Consider the following 19,872-nt stretch of genomic DNA (forward strand, 5'->3'; position numbering starts at 1 on the left):
TAATTCTGCCGGTAATCGGCAATTTAAAAAATAGGAGTTTCATATAATGAATAAACGTGTCAAAATCGTTGCAACACTTGGTCCTGCGGTAGAATTCCGTGGTGGTAAAAAGTTCGGAGAGCCAGGATACTGGGGTGAAGAACTTGATGTTGAAGCATCAGCTCAAAAAATTGCACAATTGATTAAAGAAGGTGCAAATGTTTTCCGCTTTAACTTCTCACACGGTGACCACGCAGAGCAAGGAGCTCGTATGGCAACTGTACGTCGCGCTGAAGAAATTGCTGGTCAAAAAGTTGGTTTCCTTTTGGATACAAAAGGACCTGAAATTCGTACAGAAGTGTTCGAAGATGGAGCTGATTTCCACACTTACAAAACTGGAGATAAACTTCGTGTAGCTACAAAACAAGGTATTAAATCAACTCCAGAAGTGATTGCCTTGAACGTTGCTGGTGCTCTTGATGTCTTTGACGATGTTGAAGTTGGTAAACAAGTTCTTGTTGACGATGGTAAACTTGGTCTTAAAGTCGTTGAAAAAGATGCTGAAAAACGTGAATTCATCGTTGAAGTTGAAAATGATGGTGTCATCGGTAAACAAAAAGGTGTAAACATTCCTTACACTAAAATTCCTTTCCCTGCTCTTGCAGAACGTGATGATGCAGATATTCGTTTTGGTCTTGAACAAGGTCTTAACTTTATCGCAATCTCATTCGTGCGTACAGCACAAGACGTTGAATCAGTACGTAACATCTTGCGTGAAACTGGCAATGAACACGTTCAATTGTTCTCAAAAATCGAAAACCAACAAGGTATCGATAACATTGACGAAATCATCGAAGCATCTGATGGTATCATGATTGCTCGTGGTGACATGGGTATCGAAGTTCCATTTGAAATGGTTCCAGTTTACCAAAAAATGATTATCACTAAAGTGAACGCAGCTGGTAAAGCAGTTATCACAGCAACTAACATGCTTGAAACAATGACTGATAAACCACGTGCAACTCGTTCAGAAATCTCTGACGTGTTCAACGCTGTTATCGATGGTACTGATGCAACAATGCTTTCAGGTGAGTCAGCTAACGGTAAATACCCAGTTGAATCAGTTCGTACAATGGCAACTACAAGTAAAAACGCTCAAACTCTTCTTAATGAATATGGTCGTTTGAACTCTGATAACTTCCCACGTACATCAAAAACTGAAGTTGTTGCTTCTGCTGTTAAAGACGCTACAAAATCAATGGACATTAAATTGGTTGTAACAGTAACTGAAACAGGTTTCTCAGCACGCCAAATCTCTAAATACCGTCCAGATGCAGATATCTTGGCTGTAACATTTACAGAAAAAGTTCAAAAATCATTGATGATCAACTGGGGTGTTATTCCAGTCGTAACTGAAAAACCAAAATCAACTGATGATATGTTTGAATTGGCTGAAAAAGTTGCGCTTGAGCAAGGTCTTGTTGAATCAGGTGATAACATTGTTATCGTTGCTGGTGTACCAGTTGGTGTATCAGGTTCAACTAACACAATGCGTATCCGCACTGTGAAATAATCAGTCCATTCTATTCCAAAAATACTAGTTCTGACTGATTAGTTATTACACGAAAAACTCAATTACTCGTTAGAAGTAATTGAGTTTTTTTGTGTTAGCACACTACCTTGTGAGAAGACTATGGGAATCAAAGATAGAAATGTGTCATTTTCAGAGATTCTCATGATAATTTAACAGAAAACATGGTATAATGATAGTATCATAAACAAGAGGAGGCACTGATGGTAAAACGTGATTTGATAACGATGATTTTTCTGACAATGATAGCCTTCTTATTGGCTGTTGGTCTGAGGATTTTTGTTTTTGAACCGTATACAGTTACGAAAGAACAGGCCAATAGTTATTTAAAATCAGATGATTATGTGGTGGCTAGTCAATTATCTACTCCTGAGTACAAAGATTTTGTCCTTTATGAAGTGGATGGAAAAGAGTATATGGGACGTGTTGTGGCTAAAGAAGGTGATGTTCCAGTCTATATGGATGATATTTTTTACCTTAATAATCAAGTTGAAAGTCAGTCCTACTTAGATGACTTAAGGAAGTCTCATTTTGATTTACATCCTGTGGACACGCCTTTTACGGCGGATTTTACTTTGGAAAGTTTAACTAATGGTGCTGAGGAGAAGGTTCCTAAAAACCAATATTTAATTTTGAATGATGACCGTCAAAATACACAGGATAGTCGAACGTTTGGACTCATTAAAAAATCTCAACTTAGAGGAGTTGTGTCATTTAAACTCTTACCTTTAGAGGATTTTGGCTTTGTCGAAGTCGAGTAATTTAAGCGAAAATGATGAGTTATTGAAATGGGTCAAGTTATTTTTGATAGTGATAACAATTTAGAGAGCAACAGCAATTCATTTAAACATGGATTTTTGTCGCTCTCTTTTTAATTATCGTTTGAAATGGAAGCACCAGATGTAACGTCTGACCAGCCGACTAGGGCTTGCCCAGAATTTTCCAAGTAGGAGGAGAGAAGTGGCTTTAAATCTTGAACCATTTCCATGACTCCTTGGAAATCACCCGAATCATCATACAACATGGTGTAGGACTGCATATAAATTTTCCCAAAAGCCTCATTTGGAATTTCCAGATGTAGGCTTTTTTCTGTGGAATGGCGGAGCTCCTGCCAGATCCAGTCGGGCAGTCTATCGTAAGATTCTGGGAAAAACGTACCATCAGGCTTATGGTTACTGTAGGTGAGTTTTAAATCCTTATCATAAAAGGCAGTCTTATATGGAAAATAATCAAGATAATTCATGATTTAAATGATAACTTTTTTCATCGGAAATAGCAAAAAAAGCGTTTTTTTAAGTAATTGTTTAAAAAAACTTCAAAAAATATTTATTTAAGTATTGACTTAACAAAAATAAAGTATTATACTACGTGTATAAAGTTAAATAAATACTTAAAAAAATATAAACGGAGATACTAATATGAAAAAGGCACTTAAAAATAAACTTTTCCTGGCAACCTTTGTTTCTGACATGATTTCAAATTTTGGTGACAGTCTTTACTATTTGGCTTTGATGAATTATGTTTTACTCTTACCAAATGCTAAGTTTGCGATTAGTTTGGTAACCTTATCTGAAAGTCTTCCAATTCTAACACGGTTTGTGATGGGGATTTGGGCAGATAAGACGAAAAACAAATTGGATACCATCATGGCAACTCAGATTTTTCGTGTCCTACTCTATATCATTGTAGGGGTAGCTATGGGTTTTGCACCTGCTCTCTGGGTAGTTTTAGTTGCTGTTATCGTCAATCTTTTCTCAGATATTTCTGGTCAATATGAATCTTACCTTTTTTCTCCCATTAGTTTGCGGGTTGTTTCAAATGATGATCGTGAAGGAGCGATGGCCTTTCGTCAAGCAGCAAGCTCCATTTTACAGATTGGTTTCCAAGCGAGTGGAGTAATACTTACCGCTTTTATGACCTACCAAAATCTCGCTTTCTTTAATGCAGGCACTTTTCTTGTAAGTATGTTAATAATGCTAGCTTTACGCCCTGCTTTATCTAAACTCCTAAAAGAAAATCCGATTAAAATGGAAGAAGTGGAAACGCCACAGAGCTTAGTTACAGAACTAAAAACTTCTTTTAAGGGAGCAATGGAAGTTATCAATGGTATTCCGGTTTTGAAAGCTAGCTTAATTACCATTATGGGAATTAATGCTATTGGGTCAACTTTGGATCCTATCATAATGGCTACTATAAAAGATTTTAAAGATTTTATCATTGTCAATCCAGCGACAACGATTGCGACAGTATCAATTATTTTCTTTGTTGGGAATATTGTTGGTTCAGTACTTTGCACAACACTTTTCAAAAAAGTCGATTTGTTAGCAATGATTAAATTGACCTTGGTACTATTAGCAGGATTCTTTGGAGCAATGGTTGTTCATCAAATTTATATGGCTTTGGTAGTCATTTTTGGAGCAGCAGTGGTTTCAGGTGGTGTTAATCCGAAATTTAGTGCCATGATGTACCGTGAAATTCCAGAGGAAAAGTTGGCGACAATTGGTTCTGGGATTGACACCTTGATGACCCTGGGAATGATTGTTAGTCGTTTCGCCTTATCAGGAATGGTTTTGGTTTTACCAGCTCAAGTTATTTCAAGCATTTACCTCTTGATTGCGCTTGCCCTTATGGTTTATACTATTAAAAAAACCTTTAAACAAAGTGAAGCAAGTGTTGAACTTGTTTCTTAGAAAGAAGAAAGCAATGGCTTATACCTATAATCAACAACGTTCTGAAATTTTTGAAATGACTATGCTGCCAGTCTTGTCCTACAGTAGGGATGAGAGTGAGTGGGATTTTACGCAAAAGGAGCTCAGCATTTTAGCAAAAGACCTTGATACCTTAGAAGAAATCTATCAGCTCTTTTTACCCTATCAAGAAAAACTGCGTAGCTATTATCTCATGGGTGCTGGTTGGTCATTCCTAACAACCTGCTATTTCTACCTACTCAATGAGGGGAGGGAGCCTTCTTCTATTGAAGAATTGCATAACTTGGTTCTAGAGCTTTCAGAAGAAGAGTTACATTATTGCTTGCGACTTTTTTTAACAGATGACACCACTAGCAAGACTGAAAATAAGGACTACTGGGAAATCTTGGAGGAAAAATCTTTTAAACCAGAACAAAAATGGCACATTCTAACCTTTAGTCAGCATTTAAAAGAGAATGCCACCAAAATGGTAGAACTGTCACGTGAATTGGTCAGTCTATATGTCCCTTATTTTGAAAAAGCTAGGTTAGAGCGAGAAACTTACGCTAAAAACTTGAATCTTGAAGCTGTTTTTAAAGATACGCAAGCTTTAAAAATGATTCAGGGAACCTTGCAGAAGGAATCGTTTGAACTCTATATTGTGAGCCCTTGGATTATTCGACTATCTGTGATTACCTTGGAGCCTTTATTTGAGAAATACAATAGTTTTCTTATTCTATCTTGTAAGATTGATGAGGTTCTCAATAGCCACAATGAATTAGATGAAGATAATTTCTCATCAGCCTTGAAAACACTAAGTGATTTAACACGTTACAAGGTTTTAGTTGCCCTAACGCAGCCACATGCTAAGAGTAAGGATATTGCTGAAGATTTGGGAATTACGAGCGCAGCTGTCTCCTTCCATAGGCAGAAACTGCAAAATGCCCAGCTCTTACTGTTTAATAGCAGCGAGAAACACACTAAATACGACCCAAACACTGAGTTAATTCAGGCGGTTGTTGATAAATTAAAAGACGATTTTAACTTAAAATAACTACTAATAAGGAGATTTTTATGAATATTAAGAATAATGGCTGGTATGATGAAACTGGTCGCAAGTTGAGTGAAGACGAAAAAGAAGCGTTGAAAAATCAAGTCAAGGATGAGCTTGATAAGGAATTAAAAGACACAGGTCTTGAAGGCTGGCTCAAAAAATTCATCAGTAAACAGTTTGATAAAACGTCAGGTGTGGTTCATGTTGAACAGGCTGAGGCTAAAAATACAGATGATGACAATAGAGAGCTTGGTGGAGAACAATTAGCTGATGAGGCCATTGCTTTAGCCATCAATAGTTTAGATATAGCCATAACTGAACTGTCAGAAAAGCTCGAACACTTAAAAGAAGAACGTGAAAAATTGATTCATAAGCGTAACAGTAGATAAGAAAACGAAATCGAGGTAGGACTAGATGTCCCACCTCGATTTCATGTTTGTGAATAGCTAAAGTTTTAAATAGGTTAGTAGAACAAATAATAGCAAAATGAGAATTCTAATTTTTTGAACGTTGAACCTCTAAATTAATTACAGAATAAACCAGGATGCACACTGAAAATCATAGACATGTAAATCCAGAATGCTAAAAGATAGAGAAGTCCTGTCATGAAGAGCCCCACTTTTCGTGTCATAAAAGAGAAGATAATGATTATAATTCCAATAATGGGAAAGACTTGTTGTGTTAGAATTAACGGAAGTGGGGTTGTCTGAATACTGATGTCCCAAGGAATAAAGAAAGCGAGAATATAGGCAGTCAATAGTAACAGTAGATAGCTGCGGTAGTGGTCGTTGATTATTTGTCTGAGCGTTAACATAGAGTCACCTTCTTTCTAGCATTTTGAAATCATTTTTCATCTTTAGGATATCAGTTCTCGTTAGAAAAAGCAAACAATAAAATGTAAACGTTGTCACATTTGTGTGTTCATTAACAATTTTAGTATTTTAAGATTCGCGGATGTCTTTTGGTTCTTTCGCTAATTATGGTTGTTATCCATAAGAAACTTTGGCTAAAAAATGAGTTCCAAAAACAAGGTTTGTAAATAACGAACGAAACAAAATATTTTTAATCAAAATTTGACAAAACAAAAACGAAAGTATAGAATATCTATGGAAGGGTGGGAAATCCACTTAGCGATGCTCTGTTTATTACTGTTAAAAACAGAGTTATAGGAAGGTCATCATAGTAAAGGCTGCTCGGCTGGAGATGACTTTTGTGATACACAAAAAATCCTTTTTCAGTCCCAGTGGCAGAAAGAGGATTTTTATGTTTAATGATATGCCCGTTTTTGACTACGAAGATATTCAGTTGATTCCTAACAAATGTATCATCAATAGCCGCTCTGAGGCAGATACATCAGTTACTTTAGGAAAGCATACGTTTAAACTTCCTGTTGTCCCTGCTAACATGCAAACCATCATTGATGAGGACGTGGCAGAAATGCTGGCTAAGGATGGTTATTTCTACATTATGCACCGTTTTGATGAAGCGTCGCGCAAGCCATTTATCAAACGCATGCATGAGCAAGGGCTTATCGCCTCAATCTCAGTAGGTGTGAAAGACTATGAGTACGATTTTGTGACGAGTTTGAAAGATGATGTGCCAGAGTTTATCACGATTGATATTGCACATGGCCACGCTGAGAGTGTTATTAAGATGATTAAACACATCAAGGCTGAGCTTCCTGACACTTTTGTGATTGCTGGTAACGTGGGAACGCCTGAAGCTGTCCGTGAGTTGGAAAATGCTGGTGCGGATGCGACGAAAGTAGGGATTGGTCCTGGTAAAGTATGTATCACTAAGGTTAAGACTGGTTTTGGTACAGGTGGTTGGCAATTAGCCGCACTTCGTTGGTGTGCCAAAGCTGCGCGTAAACCAATTATTGCAGACGGTGGTATCCGTACGCACGGAGACATTGCTAAGTCAATCCGTTTTGGTGCTAGCATGGTTATGATTGGTTCTCTCTTTGCGGGTCATATCGAAAGCCCAGGGAAATTGGTTGAAGTCGATGGCGAAACCTTCAAAGAATATTTTGGTTCTGCTTCAGAGTACCAAAAAGGTGAGCACAAAAACGTTGAAGGTAAGAAAATCCTCTTGCCAACAAAAGGCCATTTGAAAGATACTTTAATTGAGATGGAGCAAGACCTTCAAAGTTCGATTTCATATGCTGGTGGTCGTGATGTGGAAAGCTTGACACGCGTCAACTATGTTATCGTGAAGAACTCTATTTGGAATGGGGATTCTATTTAAATCTCTTGAAATTACCTAGTAAAGTGGTATAATAAGGAACAATAAAAACTTATTTATGTTGTGAATTGGCACAACGTTTCTACAAGACACCGTAATGTCTAACAATAAGTCTACTTTGTTCAGTTTCCAAAGGGATAGATTTACTGTTTTATTCAGATTACGGAGGTGTTTACCATGTGTAAGCATCTCTTTGTCTTTTACGGCTAATGTTAGAATTGACTAATTGATATTAAAAGGAGTTATGATGCAATTATTAGAAGACCGTATTTTAAAAGATGGAAATGTCCTTGGTGAAAATATTTTAAAAGTGGACTCTTTTTTAACCCATCAAGTTGATTATAAATTGATGAAGGAAATGGGTAAGGTATTTGCAGATGCTTACAAGGATTCTGGCATTACTAAGGTTGTAACTATTGAGGCCTCTGGTATTGCACCAGCAGTGTACGTGGCAGAAGCTCTTGATGTACCGATGATTTTTGCGAAAAAGCATAAAAACATCACCATGACAGAAGGTATTCTGACAGCAGAAGTTTATTCCTTTACTAAGCAGGTTACAAGCACAGTTTCAATTGCAGGTAAGTTTCTCTCAGCTGATGATAAGGTGCTTATCGTCGATGACTTTTTGGCAAATGGCCAAGCTGCTAAGGGGCTTATTGACATTATTCAGCAAGCAGGTGCAGAAGTTGTTGGTGTTGGGATTGTCATTGAGAAATCATTTCAAGATGGTCGTAGCCTTTTGGAAGAACAAGGTGTACGTGTGACTTCATTAGCTCGTATTGCTAAATTTGAAAATGGTCAGGTTGTTTTTGACCAAGCAGATGCTTAAAGAATAAAAAGTGTTAAAAACAGAAAATGGCTTAGAGTGACGTTATCGAGAAACGTTGATTCTAAGCCATTTTATAGTGTTAAAATTTTTAGAAAAGCCCATCCTTATTCTTTTGAGGTTTTCATAAGATAAAGAAAATAGGGAGCGCCGATGAGGGAGACAACGAGTCCAGTTGGAATACCTGTTCCGACAAGGAAGACACGACCGATAGTATCTGCAATCAAGAGGATAAGCATACCCATTAAGAAGGTTATGGGGAAAAGGATAAGATGATTTCCTCCAACAAATCGTCTACTGATGTGACCTGAAATCAATCCAATAAAGGTGATATTGCCAACAATAATCACGCTAAGGGAGGCAAGTGCTGTTGAGAGAAGGAGTGTTATCAACCGTTCTTTTTGAAGATTGAGACCAAGTGCGGTAGCGGTTTGTTCGTTAAGGGTCATGATATTGAGGGAACGGCTACGGCTATAAGAGAGCCCCAAAAGTAAGATTAGGAAAGGACTAAGAAGTGCTAAGGTTTTCCAGTTGTCGCCAGAAATCTGCCCACTAAGCCAATTGATGATGTAATCAACTTTGAAACGGTCGATATTTCCAATAATGGACACCATAAGTCCAGACAACATGATGGATAGACCTACACCAGTGATAATGAGACGGATAGGATCAATATCATGATTTGGTTTTCGGCTAATGAAATAGACAATCATAACAGTTGTCAATGCTCCTAGCATAGCCATTAATGGCAGGAGGGTAATAAACTGGGGAGCTGTTGTCTTAAAAATAGAAATGGCAAGGGCAATGATGAGCCCAGCGCCAGCATTTATGCCTAAAATCCCAGAATCGGCAAGAGGATTTCTAGTCAGTGTCTGCAATAATAGACCGGAGATAGCCAATGAAGCCCCGGCTATTAGAGCAGCGAGTATGCGAGGAAGACGAATAGTTAAGATGATTAGTCTTGTTTTGTCGTCTGTTTGTCCTAGCAAGGTTTTGATAACTGTTACTAAAGATAGGTGACTACTCCCTAGAGATAAGGAGAGGAGGGCTAAAAAGAGTGTTACTAGGATTAAGAGAATGAAAATGCGCTTAAAGTGAGTGGTTGTCTGATTCATAGTGACCTCCGTTTCATCAGCCATAAAAAGCAGGGCAGACCAATCAGTGAAACCATGGCACTTAACGGAGTTTCATAGGGTGGGTTGATGGTGCGACAGAGAAGGTCAATCCAAAGCATAAAGGTTGCCCCTAAAAAAGCAGTCATTGGCAGAATTTGCCGGTAATTGCGAGGACAAAAGAATTTGATAATATGAGGAATAATCAGTCCAACAAAGGCAATAGTTCCAGCTAAAGCTACCGCAGAAGCAGATAATAAGAGAACGAGCCCTAACCAGAAAAGGGTCATGATAAAAGTTTTTTGTCCAAGACTTTTTGCGACAGTCTCATTGAGACTAAGAATGGTTAGTTGGTGGGAAAATAGCTGCGCTAAGATAAGGCTTACCAAGATGATAGGAGCGAGAATACTAAGCATTTTCCAATTGACAGCAACAAGTCCTCCAGATTGCCAGCCGATAATGGTGGTAGCAAGGTTGAAGGTGATGGTAAAAATTTGACCAAGTGCTGTAAAGAGGGCAGAAATCATTGTCCCTGCTAAAATCAACCGTAATTGATTGTAGCCTCTTTTGGGATCGTAAGAAAGTGCGAAAACCATAAGGGTAGCAAGTGTAGAGCCTAGCAAACAAATCAGGACAATCCATGTATAATGAAGTTGTCCGAAAACGGCATAGGCTATCACTAAAGCCAATCCAGCGCCAGCATTGATTCCCAAAAGACCAGGATCGGCGATTGGGTTTCTGGTAACGCCTTGTATGATAGCACCAGCTTGAGCAGTAGCAGCTCCGATCAAAAGACTGGCGATAATTCGAGGTAGTCGGATATCAATCATGACATCTTGAAGGTCAGAATTGGTAAAGGGGTGCCGAAAGGTCGTCAGAAGATCTTGGTGTGAGAAATGAATCGCACCAAAGCGTAAACTAGCGTAGCAGCCTAATAGCAGTAAGAGGCTAGTGATGAAAAAAACAAGCCAAAAGAGATGTTTTGGCTTATTGAGTGTTTTGTATAGAGAAATCATTTTTCTTTTCTATTGTTGTTAGGAATACTTAAAACTAAGTCATTATTGTTGTGTTTTAGAGATTGCTTCGGTTAACACTTCTAGCTCATGTTCAAGGCTAACAGGATCTGTAAAGTAGAAGACATTCGCATCTACCTTGATGACATGATTTTTTTGTACCGCAGGGATATTTTTCCAAAGGTCACTTTCGTAGAGGCTTGCACCTGTCTCTTCATTTTCAGCGGCTACAAGCACATAATCGCCAATGTAGTTTGGAAGAACTTCACGTGAGACTTCGAGGTAACCTGTCGGAAAGACTTCTTTTTCCACAGCTTCAGGCGCCTGGTAGCCAAAGGCTTGATAGATAATCTCACCACCACGTCCCCAGTTGTTGCCAAAGAGGTAAAATTGTTTTTCAAAAAGTCCCATAACGGTAAAGGTAGCATCTTTTCCAGTGGCATCGTGAACAATTTCTTTGGCTTCGCTAACTTTTTTCTCCCAAGAGGCTAACCATTTTTTAGCGTCATCTTCTTTTCCAAAAATGTGACCGAAGTCAGTCATCATTTGGAGGTAGTCATGTTTACCATATTCAACAACGACAAGTGGGGCAATTTTTTCAAGTTGATCTAGGTTTTGTTCGGTTGAACCTACCACAATCACATCGGGTTCGGTAGCTGCTAGGGCCTCAAGGTCCGTCGGTAACATGATTTCAGCAGATTTAATAGCATCAGAGAAGACAGGATTTTTCTGATCATAGGTTGTTGCTGCTACGATATTGAAGCCAAGTTTGAGCAAATAGCCAGTGTAAGATGATGCCATGCTTGCGACACGTTTTGGACTTTCAGGAACCTCACCACGGTAACTGATACCTTCGATTTTAGGCATTTTGGAAATAGCAGAGCTACTTGATTGTGACTGCTCAGCCTTTTCTTTGGATGATGTTGAACAAGCCACAAGAACAAAGATAGCCATGAGGCTAAGTAAGAGTGATAGTGTTTTTTTCATAGGATTTCCTTTTCTAATAAATGATAGGTGAGTAAAATAGGACGCTGACTGTCTGGGTCAGAAACGATATGAGACTTAATATTAAAAATCTCTTCTAAAATAGTTGTTGTCATCACCTTTTCAGGTGGTCCCTGGTGCTTAATTGTCCCATCTTTCATGGCAATCAAATGATCAGAGAAACGAGAGGCTAAATTAAGGTCATGTAGGACCATGATAATCGTTTTCTGGTTATCGTGATTCAGTTTTTTGAGCAATTCTAGGACTTCCAACTGATGATTCATGTCTAGGTAAGTCGTTGGCTCATCTAGAAAAATCGTATCGGTATCTTGAGCAAGTGCCATAGCAATCCACACACGCTGGCGTTGCCCACCAGACAAACTATCTACCTTTACATTGGCATAGCTGACCACTCCAGTAACTTCCATCGCCCAGTAGATTTTTTCACGGTCTTCTGGCGTGAGGGTTCCTAGATATTTTTGATGAGGGAAGCGGCCGTAGGAGACCAGTTCATAGACGGTAATGCCTTGCGTTGCTTCTAAAACTTGGGGAAGGAGGGCTATCTTTTTAGCGACTTCTTTAGTTGGTAGTTTTGCGATTGACTGACCATCTAAAAAAATGTGTCCTGTATTTGTAGGAATAATACGGGTCAGTGCTTTAAGGAGTGTCGATTTTCCAGACCCATTGCTACCAATGATCGTTGTAATCGCTTGGCTAGGCAATGCTAAGTTCAGCTGATCAATGATAGGGCGCTGGCCATAGGAAACAGAAATCTGTTTTGCCTCAATATGTGACATAATACTCCTTTCTGGTGGTTTTGAAAACCAAGATAGAGCTATTATACCATAATAAAAAGCCTCAGAAAGGCTTTTGAGTAGATTGGAATGGTTTCAAATAAGCTACCCTAAATCGCGTTTCGCGATCTCAAAATCACCTAGGTAAGCTGTTTTTTCACCGTTTACGATTTGGTAAGCATCGGCTCCTTTTCCAGCGATAATCACAGCATTGGTGCCGTTTTGTGTTAATTGCAGAGCTTCTTTGATAGCAGTTTCACGGTCAATAATAATCGTGACAGGGCGGTTGATATGCTCAGCAATTTCTTGAGAAATAGCCATAGGGTCTTCAAAATTTGGGTCGTCAGCTGTCAAAATCACTTGTAAATGAGGATGTTTATTAATCACATAACCAAAATCAGCTCGACGACTTTCTCCTTTATTGCCAGGCGCTCCGAGAATCAAATGAATGGTTCCTTTTTGGTGTTCTTCAACGACAGAAAGAAGTTTTTCAAGACTATCGCCATTATGTGCGTAATCAACAAATACCTTAGCCCCGTTTGACTGGGTTAAAACTTCCATACGCCCAGGAACAGTTGTAGTGGCAATTCCTCTTCGGATATCTTCTAAGCTAGCTCCCAAACGTAAGCTTGCTAGTCCAGCAGCAACTGCATTTTCTTGATTAAAATGACCAATCAGTTGAATGTCGTAGTGTCCAGATAATTGACCATTAAGGTTAAAGCTAAAGGCTTGACTGTCTAGAATAGTATTTTCAGAGTGAGAACCATAGAAATCATGAGGCGTATTTTTTACTTGCTCTTTGACAATCTCAAAATGATCCATATCGCTGTTGACGACCACAGCTCTGCTATTTTCCATCAAAAGGCGCTTGTGATAAAAATAATCGGCAAAGTTAGGGTGTTCAATCGGACCAACATGGTCGGGACTGATGTTGAGAAAGACACCAACATCGAATGTCAGTCCATAAACACGATCAACTAGGTAGGCTTGGCTAGAAACTTCCATAACAAGATGAGTCATGCCGTTATCAACCGCTTGTCGCATCATACGAAACAAGTCAAGGTTTTCAGGTGTTGAGAATTGAGATTTGAAGAAGGTTTTGCCATTGTCTAAGGTAGTATTCATGGTAGAAAGCAGAGCGGTTTGGTGGTTTTGCCTTAGAATATTAAAGGCAAAATAGGCTGCTGTTGTCTTTCCTTTTGTTCCTGTAAAAGCAAGGAGCTTTAGCTGATTTTGAGGATAATCATAGAATGCCATACCGATAAGGCTCATGGCCTTTTTGACATCAGAGACAATGATAGCAGGAATACCAACTTCATAGTCAATTTCAGAAACATAGCACTTTAACCCTTGTAGCACAGCTTGTTCCAAAAATTCGCGTTTAAAGGCAGCGCCTTTGGCGAAGAAAAGGGTTGAAGCATCAACGTCGCGACTATCATAGCTAATCTTTGAAAAGGTTAAATCTGTTAAGTGGTAATGAAAGGTTCCGTCAATCAGAACTTCTCGAAAATTATGGTCTTCTTTAAGGATAGTAAGAATTTGTTCAATTGTAATCATACCTCTATTTTAGACCTAATGTTCATAATTTACAAGTGGCAGGCAAAAGTTTATAATAGGAAGCAAAACAAGTACAGAAATGAGAAGGTTATGTCAGAAACACAGCAATCAAAAATGGACAATCAGCAGTCGAAAATGGTTCGAGGGATGGCATGGTTGACAGCTGGTAATTTTATTAGTCGGTTGATTGGTATCATTTATGTCATTCCTTGGTTGGCGTGGCTAGGACCTCATGCGGATGCTGCCAATGGTTTATGGGGAATGGGATACAATATCTATTCTATTTTTTTGTCTGTTTCCACAGTTGGGATTCCAGTTGCGATTGCTAAACAAATTGCCAAATACAATGCGATTGGAAAAATCGAAACGAGCTACTACCTCGTTCGTGAGTTCCTTAAGCTCATGCTTTTAATGGGAGCATTCTTTGCTGGAGTGATGTATTTTGCTGCTCCGCTTTTAGCTAAGTTATCGGGCTCTGAGGTTGATTTAATTCCTGTTATGAGGAGTTTATCTTGGGCGGTGCTATTTTTCCCAGTGATGAGTGTTCTAAGAGGAGTATTTCAAGGAACTAATAATTTGCGTCCTTATGCAACAAGCCAAGTGGTGGAGCAGATTCTTCGTGTGATTTGGATTTTGTTAACGACCTTCTACATCATGACATTTGGATCGGGTGATTATAAAGTAGCGGTTGTTCAATCTACCTTTGCGGCATTTATCGGAATGTTAGGAAGCCTTGCTGTATTGATTTTCAGCCTTCATCGTGAAGGAGTTTTGATGAAGATTCTAACAGCGAAAAAAGGTGAGGAAAAAACAGACACCTTATCGTTAGTGATTGAAACCACAAAGGAGGCTATTCCATTTATTGTTGTTGGTACAGCCTTTCAGACTTATCAATTACTGGATCAGATGACCTTTATCAACACCATGTCTCTTTTTACCTCTGCGACAAAAGAAACCCTTTTAACCTTATATGCTTACATGTATTCTAATCCTAATAAAATTATTATGATTATTATTGGGGTGACGGTTTCGATGGGGTCTGTGTCTATTCCGCTGATTACGGAAAATTTTGTTAAGAAAGACCAGAAAGCGACAGCGAGCCTTATTCTGAATAATTTACAGATGCTCACTATTTTCTTAGTGCCAGCCGTGTTTGGCTCAATTATTCTAGCTCGTCCACTCTATACGGTCTTTTATCCAGCTCCTAAGGGGTTGGCCATTCAGCTGTTTATTGTTAACCTTTTACAGATTTTTGCCATGGGATTCTATGCTCTGTTTGGACCAGTTATTCAGGCCTTGTTTGAAACGCGTAAAGCTATGCTGTATTTCCTTTATGGTTTTCTTGTGAAGCTTGTTCTTCAAGTGCCTTTTATCTGGCTGTTCGGTGCCTACGGTCCCCTGTTTACAACAATTATTGGCCTGTGCGTGTCAACCTATCTAATGTCTAAGAAGGTTCATGACATGATTCACTTTAATTGGAAACGATTTGTCAAAAATGCGATCTTAATTCTTCTGATGACAGCGGTTATGGCTCTCATCGTTGGTGGCGTTGAATTAGCTTTGGTGCGAGTGTTACCTGTCACTGGTAAGGTGAGTAGTCTGATTCATCTTATTGTTGGTGGAGGAATAGGTGTGCTTGTCTATGGTTATCTGGCGCTTTTAACCAATCAAGCAGATAAATTAATCGGCAATAGCCGTGCGGAGAGCTTCCATCGTAAATTGAAAATTGCCTCTAGAGGTTAGGGATGCCCTAACTTCTTTTTGCTATAGTTTGAAACTATATCTATATCTGTTTACAAACTAACGCTAGAGACTTGTTTTCATGGTAAAATAGAGGATAGGAGATGAAATGAGGAGATATAATATTATGGTGAAAAAACTGAAAATTGATACGATTTTAGCCCATGCGGGGATTAAATCAGATAAAGCTACGGGAGCCTTGGTTAGTCCCATTCATTTTTCGACGACTTACCAACATCCCGAATTTGGAAAATCCACAGGTTTTGATTATACCCGTACTAAAAATCCAACGCGTAGCACTTTGGAAGAAACACTTGCTGCTATTGAAAAAGCCGATTATGCGATTGCGACAAGTTCTGGTATGAGTGCGGTTGTTCTTGCTATGGAAATTTTTCCAGTTGGTAGTAAGGTGGTAGCTGCGCGTGATTTATATGGTGGTTCTTTTCGCTGGTTTAACCAACAAGAAGCGCAAGGGCGTTTTAGATTTACTTATGCCAACGATGAAGAGGAAATGATTGCGGCTATTTCTGATGAGACAGATATTGTTTACATTGAAACACCAACTAATCCTCTCATGGTAGAATTTGATATTGCCAAAATTGCCAAGGTGGCTCATGAGCATGGAGCTAAGGTTTTGGTTGACAATACCTTTTATAGCCCAATTTACCAAAATCCAATTCCGCTAGGAGCTGACCTTGTCATTCACTCAGCAACCAAATATTTAGCTGGACATAACGATGTTTTAGCTGGGGCTTTGATGACAAACGATAAAGCGATTTATGAGAAGCTCTATTATAACCTCAATACAGGTGGTCCAGTCTTGTCACCGTTTGACAGTTACATGGTGATGCGTGGTTTGAAAACCTTGAAACTACGTATGGAAAAATCGACGGAAAATGCTCAAAAACTAGCGTCAGCCTTGTCCCAAAATCCTGCGGTCAAAGAAGTCCTTTACACAGGAAAAGGGGGCATGATTTCGATTAAGGTGGCTGATGAAGCGAAAATTCCAACCATTTTGAATAACCTAGAGGTTTTCACATTTGCAGAAAGTTTGGGTGGTGTGGAGAGCTTGATTACTTATCCGACGACACAGACCCACGCGGATATCCCTGCAGAAGTCCGTACCAGCTATGGTTTGACAGATGACCTCTTGCGACTTTCTATTGGGATTGAGGATGTCGAAGATCTTTTAGCTGACCTCGAGCAGGCGCTTGAAAGATAGGAGGCACTTATGACTTACCATTTTACAGAATTTCCAGATCGTACCTTGTCCAATGCCTATAAATGGCAAAAAGCTGCCGCTGATAAGGACTTGATTCCCTTGTGGATTGCGGATATGGACTTTATCACCTTTCCAGAAATGACAGCTGCGCTGGAGGCATTTGCAAAGCAAGGAGTCTATGGCTACGATGGACCAAAGGATAGTCTCTATCAAGCCATTTTAGACTGGGAAGAAACGCAGCATGGTTACAAGGTTGCAAAAGAAGATGTGGTTCTCATCGAAGGGGTCGTTCCTGCTATCTCAGTAGCTATTCAGGCTTTCACAAAAGAAGATGAGGCAGTTCTTATCAATACGCCAGTCTATCCTCCATTTGCACGCACGGTGACCCTTAATAATCGTCGGTTGATCAACAATTCCTTAGTAGAGAAAGATGGGCACTTTGAGCTGGATTTCGTTCAGCTTGAAAAAGACATTATTGACAATGAGGTCAAGCTATATGTTTTTTGCAGTCCTCATAATCCAGGAGGACGTGTTTGGACAGCAGAAGAACTACTGCAGGTTGGGCAAATTTGCCAAAAACATGGGGTTATCTTAGTGTCTGATGAAATTCATCAAGATTTAACACTTTTTGGACATCAGCACCATTCTTTCAATACGGTTTCACCTGACTTTAAAGAGTTTACGATTATCCTAAGCTCTGCGACCAAGACCTTCAATATTGCAGGAACAAAAAATTCGTTTGCACTTATTGAAAATGAGGTGTTGCGCAAGCTTTTCCAAAAGCGTCAGTTAGCTAATAACCAGCACGAGGTGTCAAGTCTTGGATTATTGGCAACCGAAGTGGCTCTGCGAGAAGGATTGCCTTGGTTGAAGGAGTTAAAAACAGTCTTGGAGACTAATGTTAACGTGGTTTGTGACGCCTTAGCCCAAACGAAAATTAAAGTTATGAAACCAGAAGGGACCTACTTGATGTGGCTAGATTTCTCCGAAATAGGACTTTCTCATGAGGAAGTGGCAGAAGTCTTAGCTGACAAGGCAAAACTCCAACTCAATGACGGATTGACCTTTGGTAGAGAAGGAAAAAATCATTTCCGTTTGAATGTAGCAGCACCAACAACATTGATACAGAAGCCTGCGAACGTTTGGTGAATACTTTTGGGTGAGAATAAATCAAAGAGTCTGGGATTATTATCCCAGACTCTTTCGAAATCCAACAAAAGAACTGTTCAATTGGAAGTTCTTTTGTTTTTTATACTCATTCAAAATCAAAATTAGAATTTTAGAACCTCTAATATCATTGAAATAATGATAAGCGTAGCAAGAAAAAATGTTTCTTTCACTACAGTGGTATTCTTAGTAGTGAAACTCAAAAGGAGGTTTTGATGTTGACTTTGTCAACTCTATTTCCCACCTCGAAAGGTTCCCTGAACCTTTTGAGCGTCCGTACTTTTAAGAAAAAAACAAGAAAGTAATTTTTAAATTTGGTGTTAAGTATTAAAATGATTATACTCTTCTATCTCTTCTTCAAGAGTAGTAACTAATTGATTTTCACCAGTCAATTTCAAAAGGGTCATACCTTTTGAAATAAGCTCATCATCATTTTGGCAAATGCCGAGGCGAACTTGGGAGAAACCAAGTGCATCAAAACGTTTTAATTCTTGAGCAATTTCAAGAGATTTGAGAGTAATTGATTCACATTGTTTAAAATGATGATTTTTAAAATAGATAGTCGATAGATTACCTAGTAAAGAAAGTTGAAAAGATTTTATATCGTGAAAGTTTTTGTATCGCTCCAAGTTTTCAAGAATTCTTTTTGTGATGTGAGGTAATGTTTCCATATCAAAATAAAAAAGAATTATTGCCAGTAACCGTAAATCATTTCCATACCAAGAGTCCATAGGTTCTAAATGTTTCCAAATTGATGTAGCTAGCCCATGTAAATAATCATTACTCTTTAATCCCTTAATACGAATTTCTGTAATTACCTGCAATGAACGATAAAGATTTTGAATAGGAACATCGTGATGTGTTTTGAGAAAATTTTCGCAGTCCTTGAGTAAAGGTAATAAATCTTGTACCTCTATGGTGGAGTTTTGGCTTTGAATTGTAGTGATAATTCTTTCTCGTTGATCAGGTTTGAACTCATTACAAATATATTTAAATTCAGATAGACTCATATCAATCTGTTCAAGAAGAAAGACCATATTATCAAAGTTAGGAATAACTTTCCCACTCTCTATTTTTGCTAGCGTAGAACGACTAATAATTTCTCCACAAACATCGTTTTGGGTTAATCCTTTTGATTTTCGAATCATTTTATAAACTTGACCATAATCCCAACGCATAAATTCTCCCTATAAAATGTGAATATGTTACACATTCTGAAAATTTAGATATTTGATGTGCTATCATTATACCAGAAATTGGAGGAGAAAGGTATGAAAAATAAAATACGGTCGTGGATTATAATTTGTATTTTACTATTAGCTATTGTTTTAGTGAAAGATTTAGATCCCTGGGGAGACATTCCATCGTGGTGGTAAGTGTAGTAAGGAATAAAATAGAATAGTAGGTAAGTCCCATGAGCTAAGATTCTAAATGTTAATTAAAATTTTCATAAAAGTACTATTACCGTTATCACTAAGAGTATCTTAAGAAAGGTGTGTTAAATATGAAAAATGTGAAAACTTATATTTGTGCAGGTGCATTGTTGTTAATGGTAGGGACAAATGTAGCAAGTGCCTATGAAATTGGAGAATTTTCTAATTTCAGAATTACAACTGCCTATGTTAGGACTGGTTATATCAATAAAGAAAATGCAGGGGCTGAGTACATAATGAATTTAAATCTTAGTCTTAATCTTTTCTTTATCCAATGACTGTAAAGCATTGTTTAGTAAATTCGAATGGAGAAGATCGTAGCGGTACATCATTGACAACCTGTGGAACTCGATCAACACATGGGAATTGGGCAACAGCGGGATATGTTTATGCTGCAGATATGGCAAGACAGAACTGGTGGGATGGCGCAGCAGCTATAACAGGAAGTTGGTCGCCAAACTAATAATTG

Annotated in this window: 18 protein-coding genes, 1 pseudogene and 1 riboswitch; of the genes and pseudogenes, 11 read left to right on the forward strand and 8 right to left on the reverse strand. The window is 38.6% G+C overall.

Features of this window, described 5'->3' with window-relative positions; translation table 11 throughout:
• Positions 1-46: 46 nt before the first annotated feature.
• Together pyk and lepB are read left to right on the forward strand one after the other, a co-directional pair.
• Positions 47-1,552: a pyruvate kinase gene (gene pyk / locus AB6M99_RS02545; protein WP_121834872.1), complete on the forward strand. Its 1,506-nt coding sequence runs from the start codon at positions 47-49 to the stop codon at positions 1,550-1,552.
• Positions 1,553-1,773: 221 nt separating this feature from the next.
• Positions 1,774-2,331 (forward strand): signal peptidase I, encoded by a 558-nt coding sequence (lepB, locus tag AB6M99_RS02550; RefSeq protein ID WP_121834873.1) that lies wholly within the window; start codon positions 1,774-1,776, stop codon positions 2,329-2,331.
• 110 nt (positions 2,332-2,441) lie between these two features.
• On the opposite strand, the gene AB6M99_RS02555 is transcribed toward lepB, so the two are convergent.
• On the reverse strand, positions 2,442-2,813 hold the full coding sequence (locus AB6M99_RS02555) for a PAS domain-containing protein (protein WP_121834874.1): 372 nt from the start codon (positions 2,811-2,813) through the stop codon (positions 2,442-2,444).
• Between the two features lie 175 nt (positions 2,814-2,988).
• On the opposite strand from AB6M99_RS02555, the gene AB6M99_RS02560 reads away from it, so the two are divergent.
• The 3 genes from AB6M99_RS02560 to AB6M99_RS02570 are packed head-to-tail and all read left to right on the forward strand — an operon-like array spanning position 2,989 to position 5,700.
• Positions 2,989-4,260: an MFS transporter gene (locus tag AB6M99_RS02560; RefSeq protein ID WP_121834875.1), complete on the forward strand. Its 1,272-nt coding sequence runs from the start codon at positions 2,989-2,991 to the stop codon at positions 4,258-4,260.
• Between the two features lie 13 nt (positions 4,261-4,273).
• A complete protein-coding gene (locus AB6M99_RS02565; protein WP_121834876.1) occupies positions 4,274-5,311 on the forward strand; it encodes a helix-turn-helix transcriptional regulator in 1,038 nt (345 codons plus the stop codon).
• Between the two features lie 20 nt (positions 5,312-5,331).
• The gene (locus AB6M99_RS02570; protein ID WP_121834877.1) at positions 5,332-5,700 is read left to right on the forward strand and encodes a hypothetical protein; all 369 of its coding nucleotides are present in this window, start codon (positions 5,332-5,334) and stop codon (positions 5,698-5,700) included.
• A gap of 134 nt (positions 5,701-5,834) precedes the next feature.
• On the opposite strand, the gene AB6M99_RS02575 is transcribed toward AB6M99_RS02570, so the two are convergent.
• A complete protein-coding gene (locus AB6M99_RS02575; RefSeq protein WP_369351064.1) occupies positions 5,835-6,125 on the reverse strand; it encodes a hypothetical protein in 291 nt (96 codons plus the stop codon).
• A gap of 449 nt (positions 6,126-6,574) precedes the next feature.
• Here AB6M99_RS02575 and guaC point away from each other — a divergent pair, with 449 nt between their 5' ends.
• Positions 6,575-7,558 (forward strand): GMP reductase, encoded by a 984-nt coding sequence (gene guaC, locus AB6M99_RS02580; RefSeq protein WP_121834879.1) that lies wholly within the window; start codon positions 6,575-6,577, stop codon positions 7,556-7,558.
• Between the two features lie 29 nt (positions 7,559-7,587).
• Positions 7,588-7,683, forward strand: a riboswitch (purine riboswitch).
• 119 nt (positions 7,684-7,802) lie between these two features.
• Positions 7,803-8,384, forward strand: coding sequence for a xanthine phosphoribosyltransferase (locus AB6M99_RS02585; RefSeq protein ID WP_121834880.1), 582 nt, complete (start codon positions 7,803-7,805; stop codon positions 8,382-8,384).
• 104 nt (positions 8,385-8,488) lie between these two features.
• Here the strand turns inward: AB6M99_RS02585 and AB6M99_RS02590 are convergent, their stop codons facing one another.
• The 5 genes from AB6M99_RS02590 to AB6M99_RS02610 all read right to left on the reverse strand — a co-directional run bounded on the left by AB6M99_RS02590 (position 8,489) and on the right by AB6M99_RS02610 (position 13,841).
• Positions 8,489-9,496 (reverse strand): iron ABC transporter permease, encoded by a 1,008-nt coding sequence (locus AB6M99_RS02590; protein ID WP_121834881.1) that lies wholly within the window; start codon positions 9,494-9,496, stop codon positions 8,489-8,491.
• On the reverse strand, positions 9,493-10,509 hold the full coding sequence (locus AB6M99_RS02595; RefSeq protein WP_121834882.1) for an iron ABC transporter permease: 1,017 nt from the start codon (positions 10,507-10,509) through the stop codon (positions 9,493-9,495). Before AB6M99_RS02595 ends, AB6M99_RS02590 begins: the two co-directional genes overlap by 4 nt.
• A gap of 42 nt (positions 10,510-10,551) precedes the next feature.
• Entirely contained in the window at positions 10,552-11,493 is a 942-nt protein-coding gene (locus tag AB6M99_RS02600) for an iron-hydroxamate ABC transporter substrate-binding protein (RefSeq protein ID WP_121834883.1), read from the reverse strand.
• The gene (locus tag AB6M99_RS02605) at positions 11,490-12,287 is read right to left on the reverse strand and encodes an ABC transporter ATP-binding protein (RefSeq protein WP_121834884.1); all 798 of its coding nucleotides are present in this window, start codon (positions 12,285-12,287) and stop codon (positions 11,490-11,492) included. Before AB6M99_RS02605 ends, AB6M99_RS02600 begins: the two co-directional genes overlap by 4 nt.
• Positions 12,288-12,389: 102 nt before the next feature.
• Entirely contained in the window at positions 12,390-13,841 is a 1,452-nt protein-coding gene (locus AB6M99_RS02610) for a UDP-N-acetylmuramoyl-L-alanyl-D-glutamate--L-lysine ligase (protein WP_369351251.1), read from the reverse strand.
• Between the two features lie 90 nt (positions 13,842-13,931).
• On the opposite strand from AB6M99_RS02610, the gene AB6M99_RS02615 reads away from it, so the two are divergent.
• From AB6M99_RS02615 to AB6M99_RS02625, 3 genes are all read left to right on the forward strand, one after another.
• Positions 13,932-15,584 (forward strand): oligosaccharide flippase family protein, encoded by a 1,653-nt coding sequence (locus AB6M99_RS02615; protein ID WP_369351252.1) that lies wholly within the window; start codon positions 13,932-13,934, stop codon positions 15,582-15,584.
• A 124-nt stretch (positions 15,585-15,708) separates the two neighbouring features.
• Positions 15,709-16,803, forward strand: a complete 1,095-nt coding sequence (locus AB6M99_RS02620; RefSeq protein WP_121834887.1) for a cystathionine gamma-synthase — start codon at positions 15,709-15,711, stop codon at positions 16,801-16,803.
• Between the two features lie 9 nt (positions 16,804-16,812).
• Positions 16,813-17,952 (forward strand): MalY/PatB family protein, encoded by a 1,140-nt coding sequence (locus AB6M99_RS02625; RefSeq protein WP_369351065.1) that lies wholly within the window; start codon positions 16,813-16,815, stop codon positions 17,950-17,952.
• A gap of 338 nt (positions 17,953-18,290) precedes the next feature.
• Here the strand turns inward: AB6M99_RS02625 and AB6M99_RS02630 are convergent, their stop codons facing one another.
• On the reverse strand, positions 18,291-19,148 hold the full coding sequence (locus AB6M99_RS02630; RefSeq protein ID WP_121834889.1) for an Rgg/GadR/MutR family transcriptional regulator: 858 nt from the start codon (positions 19,146-19,148) through the stop codon (positions 18,291-18,293).
• 371 nt (positions 19,149-19,519) lie between these two features.
• Between AB6M99_RS02630 and AB6M99_RS02635 the strand changes: the two are divergent.
• Positions 19,520-19,866 (forward strand): annotated as a pseudogene (locus tag AB6M99_RS02635) (hypothetical protein).
• The last annotated feature ends 6 nt before the right edge of the window (positions 19,867-19,872 follow it).

This window comes from Streptococcus hillyeri (assembly GCF_041081565.1).
GTDB classification, from domain to species: Bacteria; Bacillota; Bacilli; order Lactobacillales; family Streptococcaceae; genus Streptococcus; species Streptococcus hillyeri.

Excerpts from the sequence above, each read along its gene's own strand:
- AB6M99_RS02595 (WP_121834882.1), bottom strand. The coding sequence starts at position 10,509 with ATGATTTCTCTATACAAAACACTCAATAAGCCAAAACATCTCTTTTGG.
- AB6M99_RS02585 (WP_121834880.1), top strand. The coding sequence starts at position 7,803 with ATGCAATTATTAGAAGACCGTATTTTAAAAGATGGAAATGTCCTTGGT.
- AB6M99_RS02630 (WP_121834889.1), bottom strand. The coding sequence starts at position 19,148 with ATGCGTTGGGATTATGGTCAAGTTTATAAAATGATTCGAAAATCAAAA.
- pyk (WP_121834872.1), top strand. The coding sequence starts at position 47 with ATGAATAAACGTGTCAAAATCGTTGCAACACTTGGTCCTGCGGTAGAA.
- AB6M99_RS02615 (WP_369351252.1), top strand. The coding sequence starts at position 13,932 with ATGTCAGAAACACAGCAATCAAAAATGGACAATCAGCAGTCGAAAATG.
- AB6M99_RS02605 (WP_121834884.1), bottom strand. The coding sequence starts at position 12,287 with ATGTCACATATTGAGGCAAAACAGATTTCTGTTTCCTATGGCCAGCGC.
- AB6M99_RS02555 (WP_121834874.1), bottom strand. The coding sequence starts at position 2,813 with ATGAATTATCTTGATTATTTTCCATATAAGACTGCCTTTTATGATAAG.
- AB6M99_RS02570 (WP_121834877.1), top strand. The coding sequence starts at position 5,332 with ATGAATATTAAGAATAATGGCTGGTATGATGAAACTGGTCGCAAGTTG.
- AB6M99_RS02625 (WP_369351065.1), top strand. The coding sequence starts at position 16,813 with ATGACTTACCATTTTACAGAATTTCCAGATCGTACCTTGTCCAATGCC.
- AB6M99_RS02600 (WP_121834883.1), bottom strand. The coding sequence starts at position 11,493 with ATGAAAAAAACACTATCACTCTTACTTAGCCTCATGGCTATCTTTGTT.
- lepB (WP_121834873.1), top strand. The coding sequence starts at position 1,774 with ATGGTAAAACGTGATTTGATAACGATGATTTTTCTGACAATGATAGCC.
- guaC (WP_121834879.1), top strand. The coding sequence starts at position 6,575 with ATGTTTAATGATATGCCCGTTTTTGACTACGAAGATATTCAGTTGATT.
- AB6M99_RS02610 (WP_369351251.1), bottom strand. The coding sequence starts at position 13,841 with ATGATTACAATTGAACAAATTCTTACTATCCTTAAAGAAGACCATAAT.
- AB6M99_RS02575 (WP_369351064.1), bottom strand. The coding sequence starts at position 6,125 with ATGTTAACGCTCAGACAAATAATCAACGACCACTACCGCAGCTATCTA.
- AB6M99_RS02560 (WP_121834875.1), top strand. The coding sequence starts at position 2,989 with ATGAAAAAGGCACTTAAAAATAAACTTTTCCTGGCAACCTTTGTTTCT.
- AB6M99_RS02565 (WP_121834876.1), top strand. The coding sequence starts at position 4,274 with ATGGCTTATACCTATAATCAACAACGTTCTGAAATTTTTGAAATGACT.
- AB6M99_RS02620 (WP_121834887.1), top strand. The coding sequence starts at position 15,709 with ATGGTGAAAAAACTGAAAATTGATACGATTTTAGCCCATGCGGGGATT.
- AB6M99_RS02590 (WP_121834881.1), bottom strand. The coding sequence starts at position 9,496 with ATGAATCAGACAACCACTCACTTTAAGCGCATTTTCATTCTCTTAATC.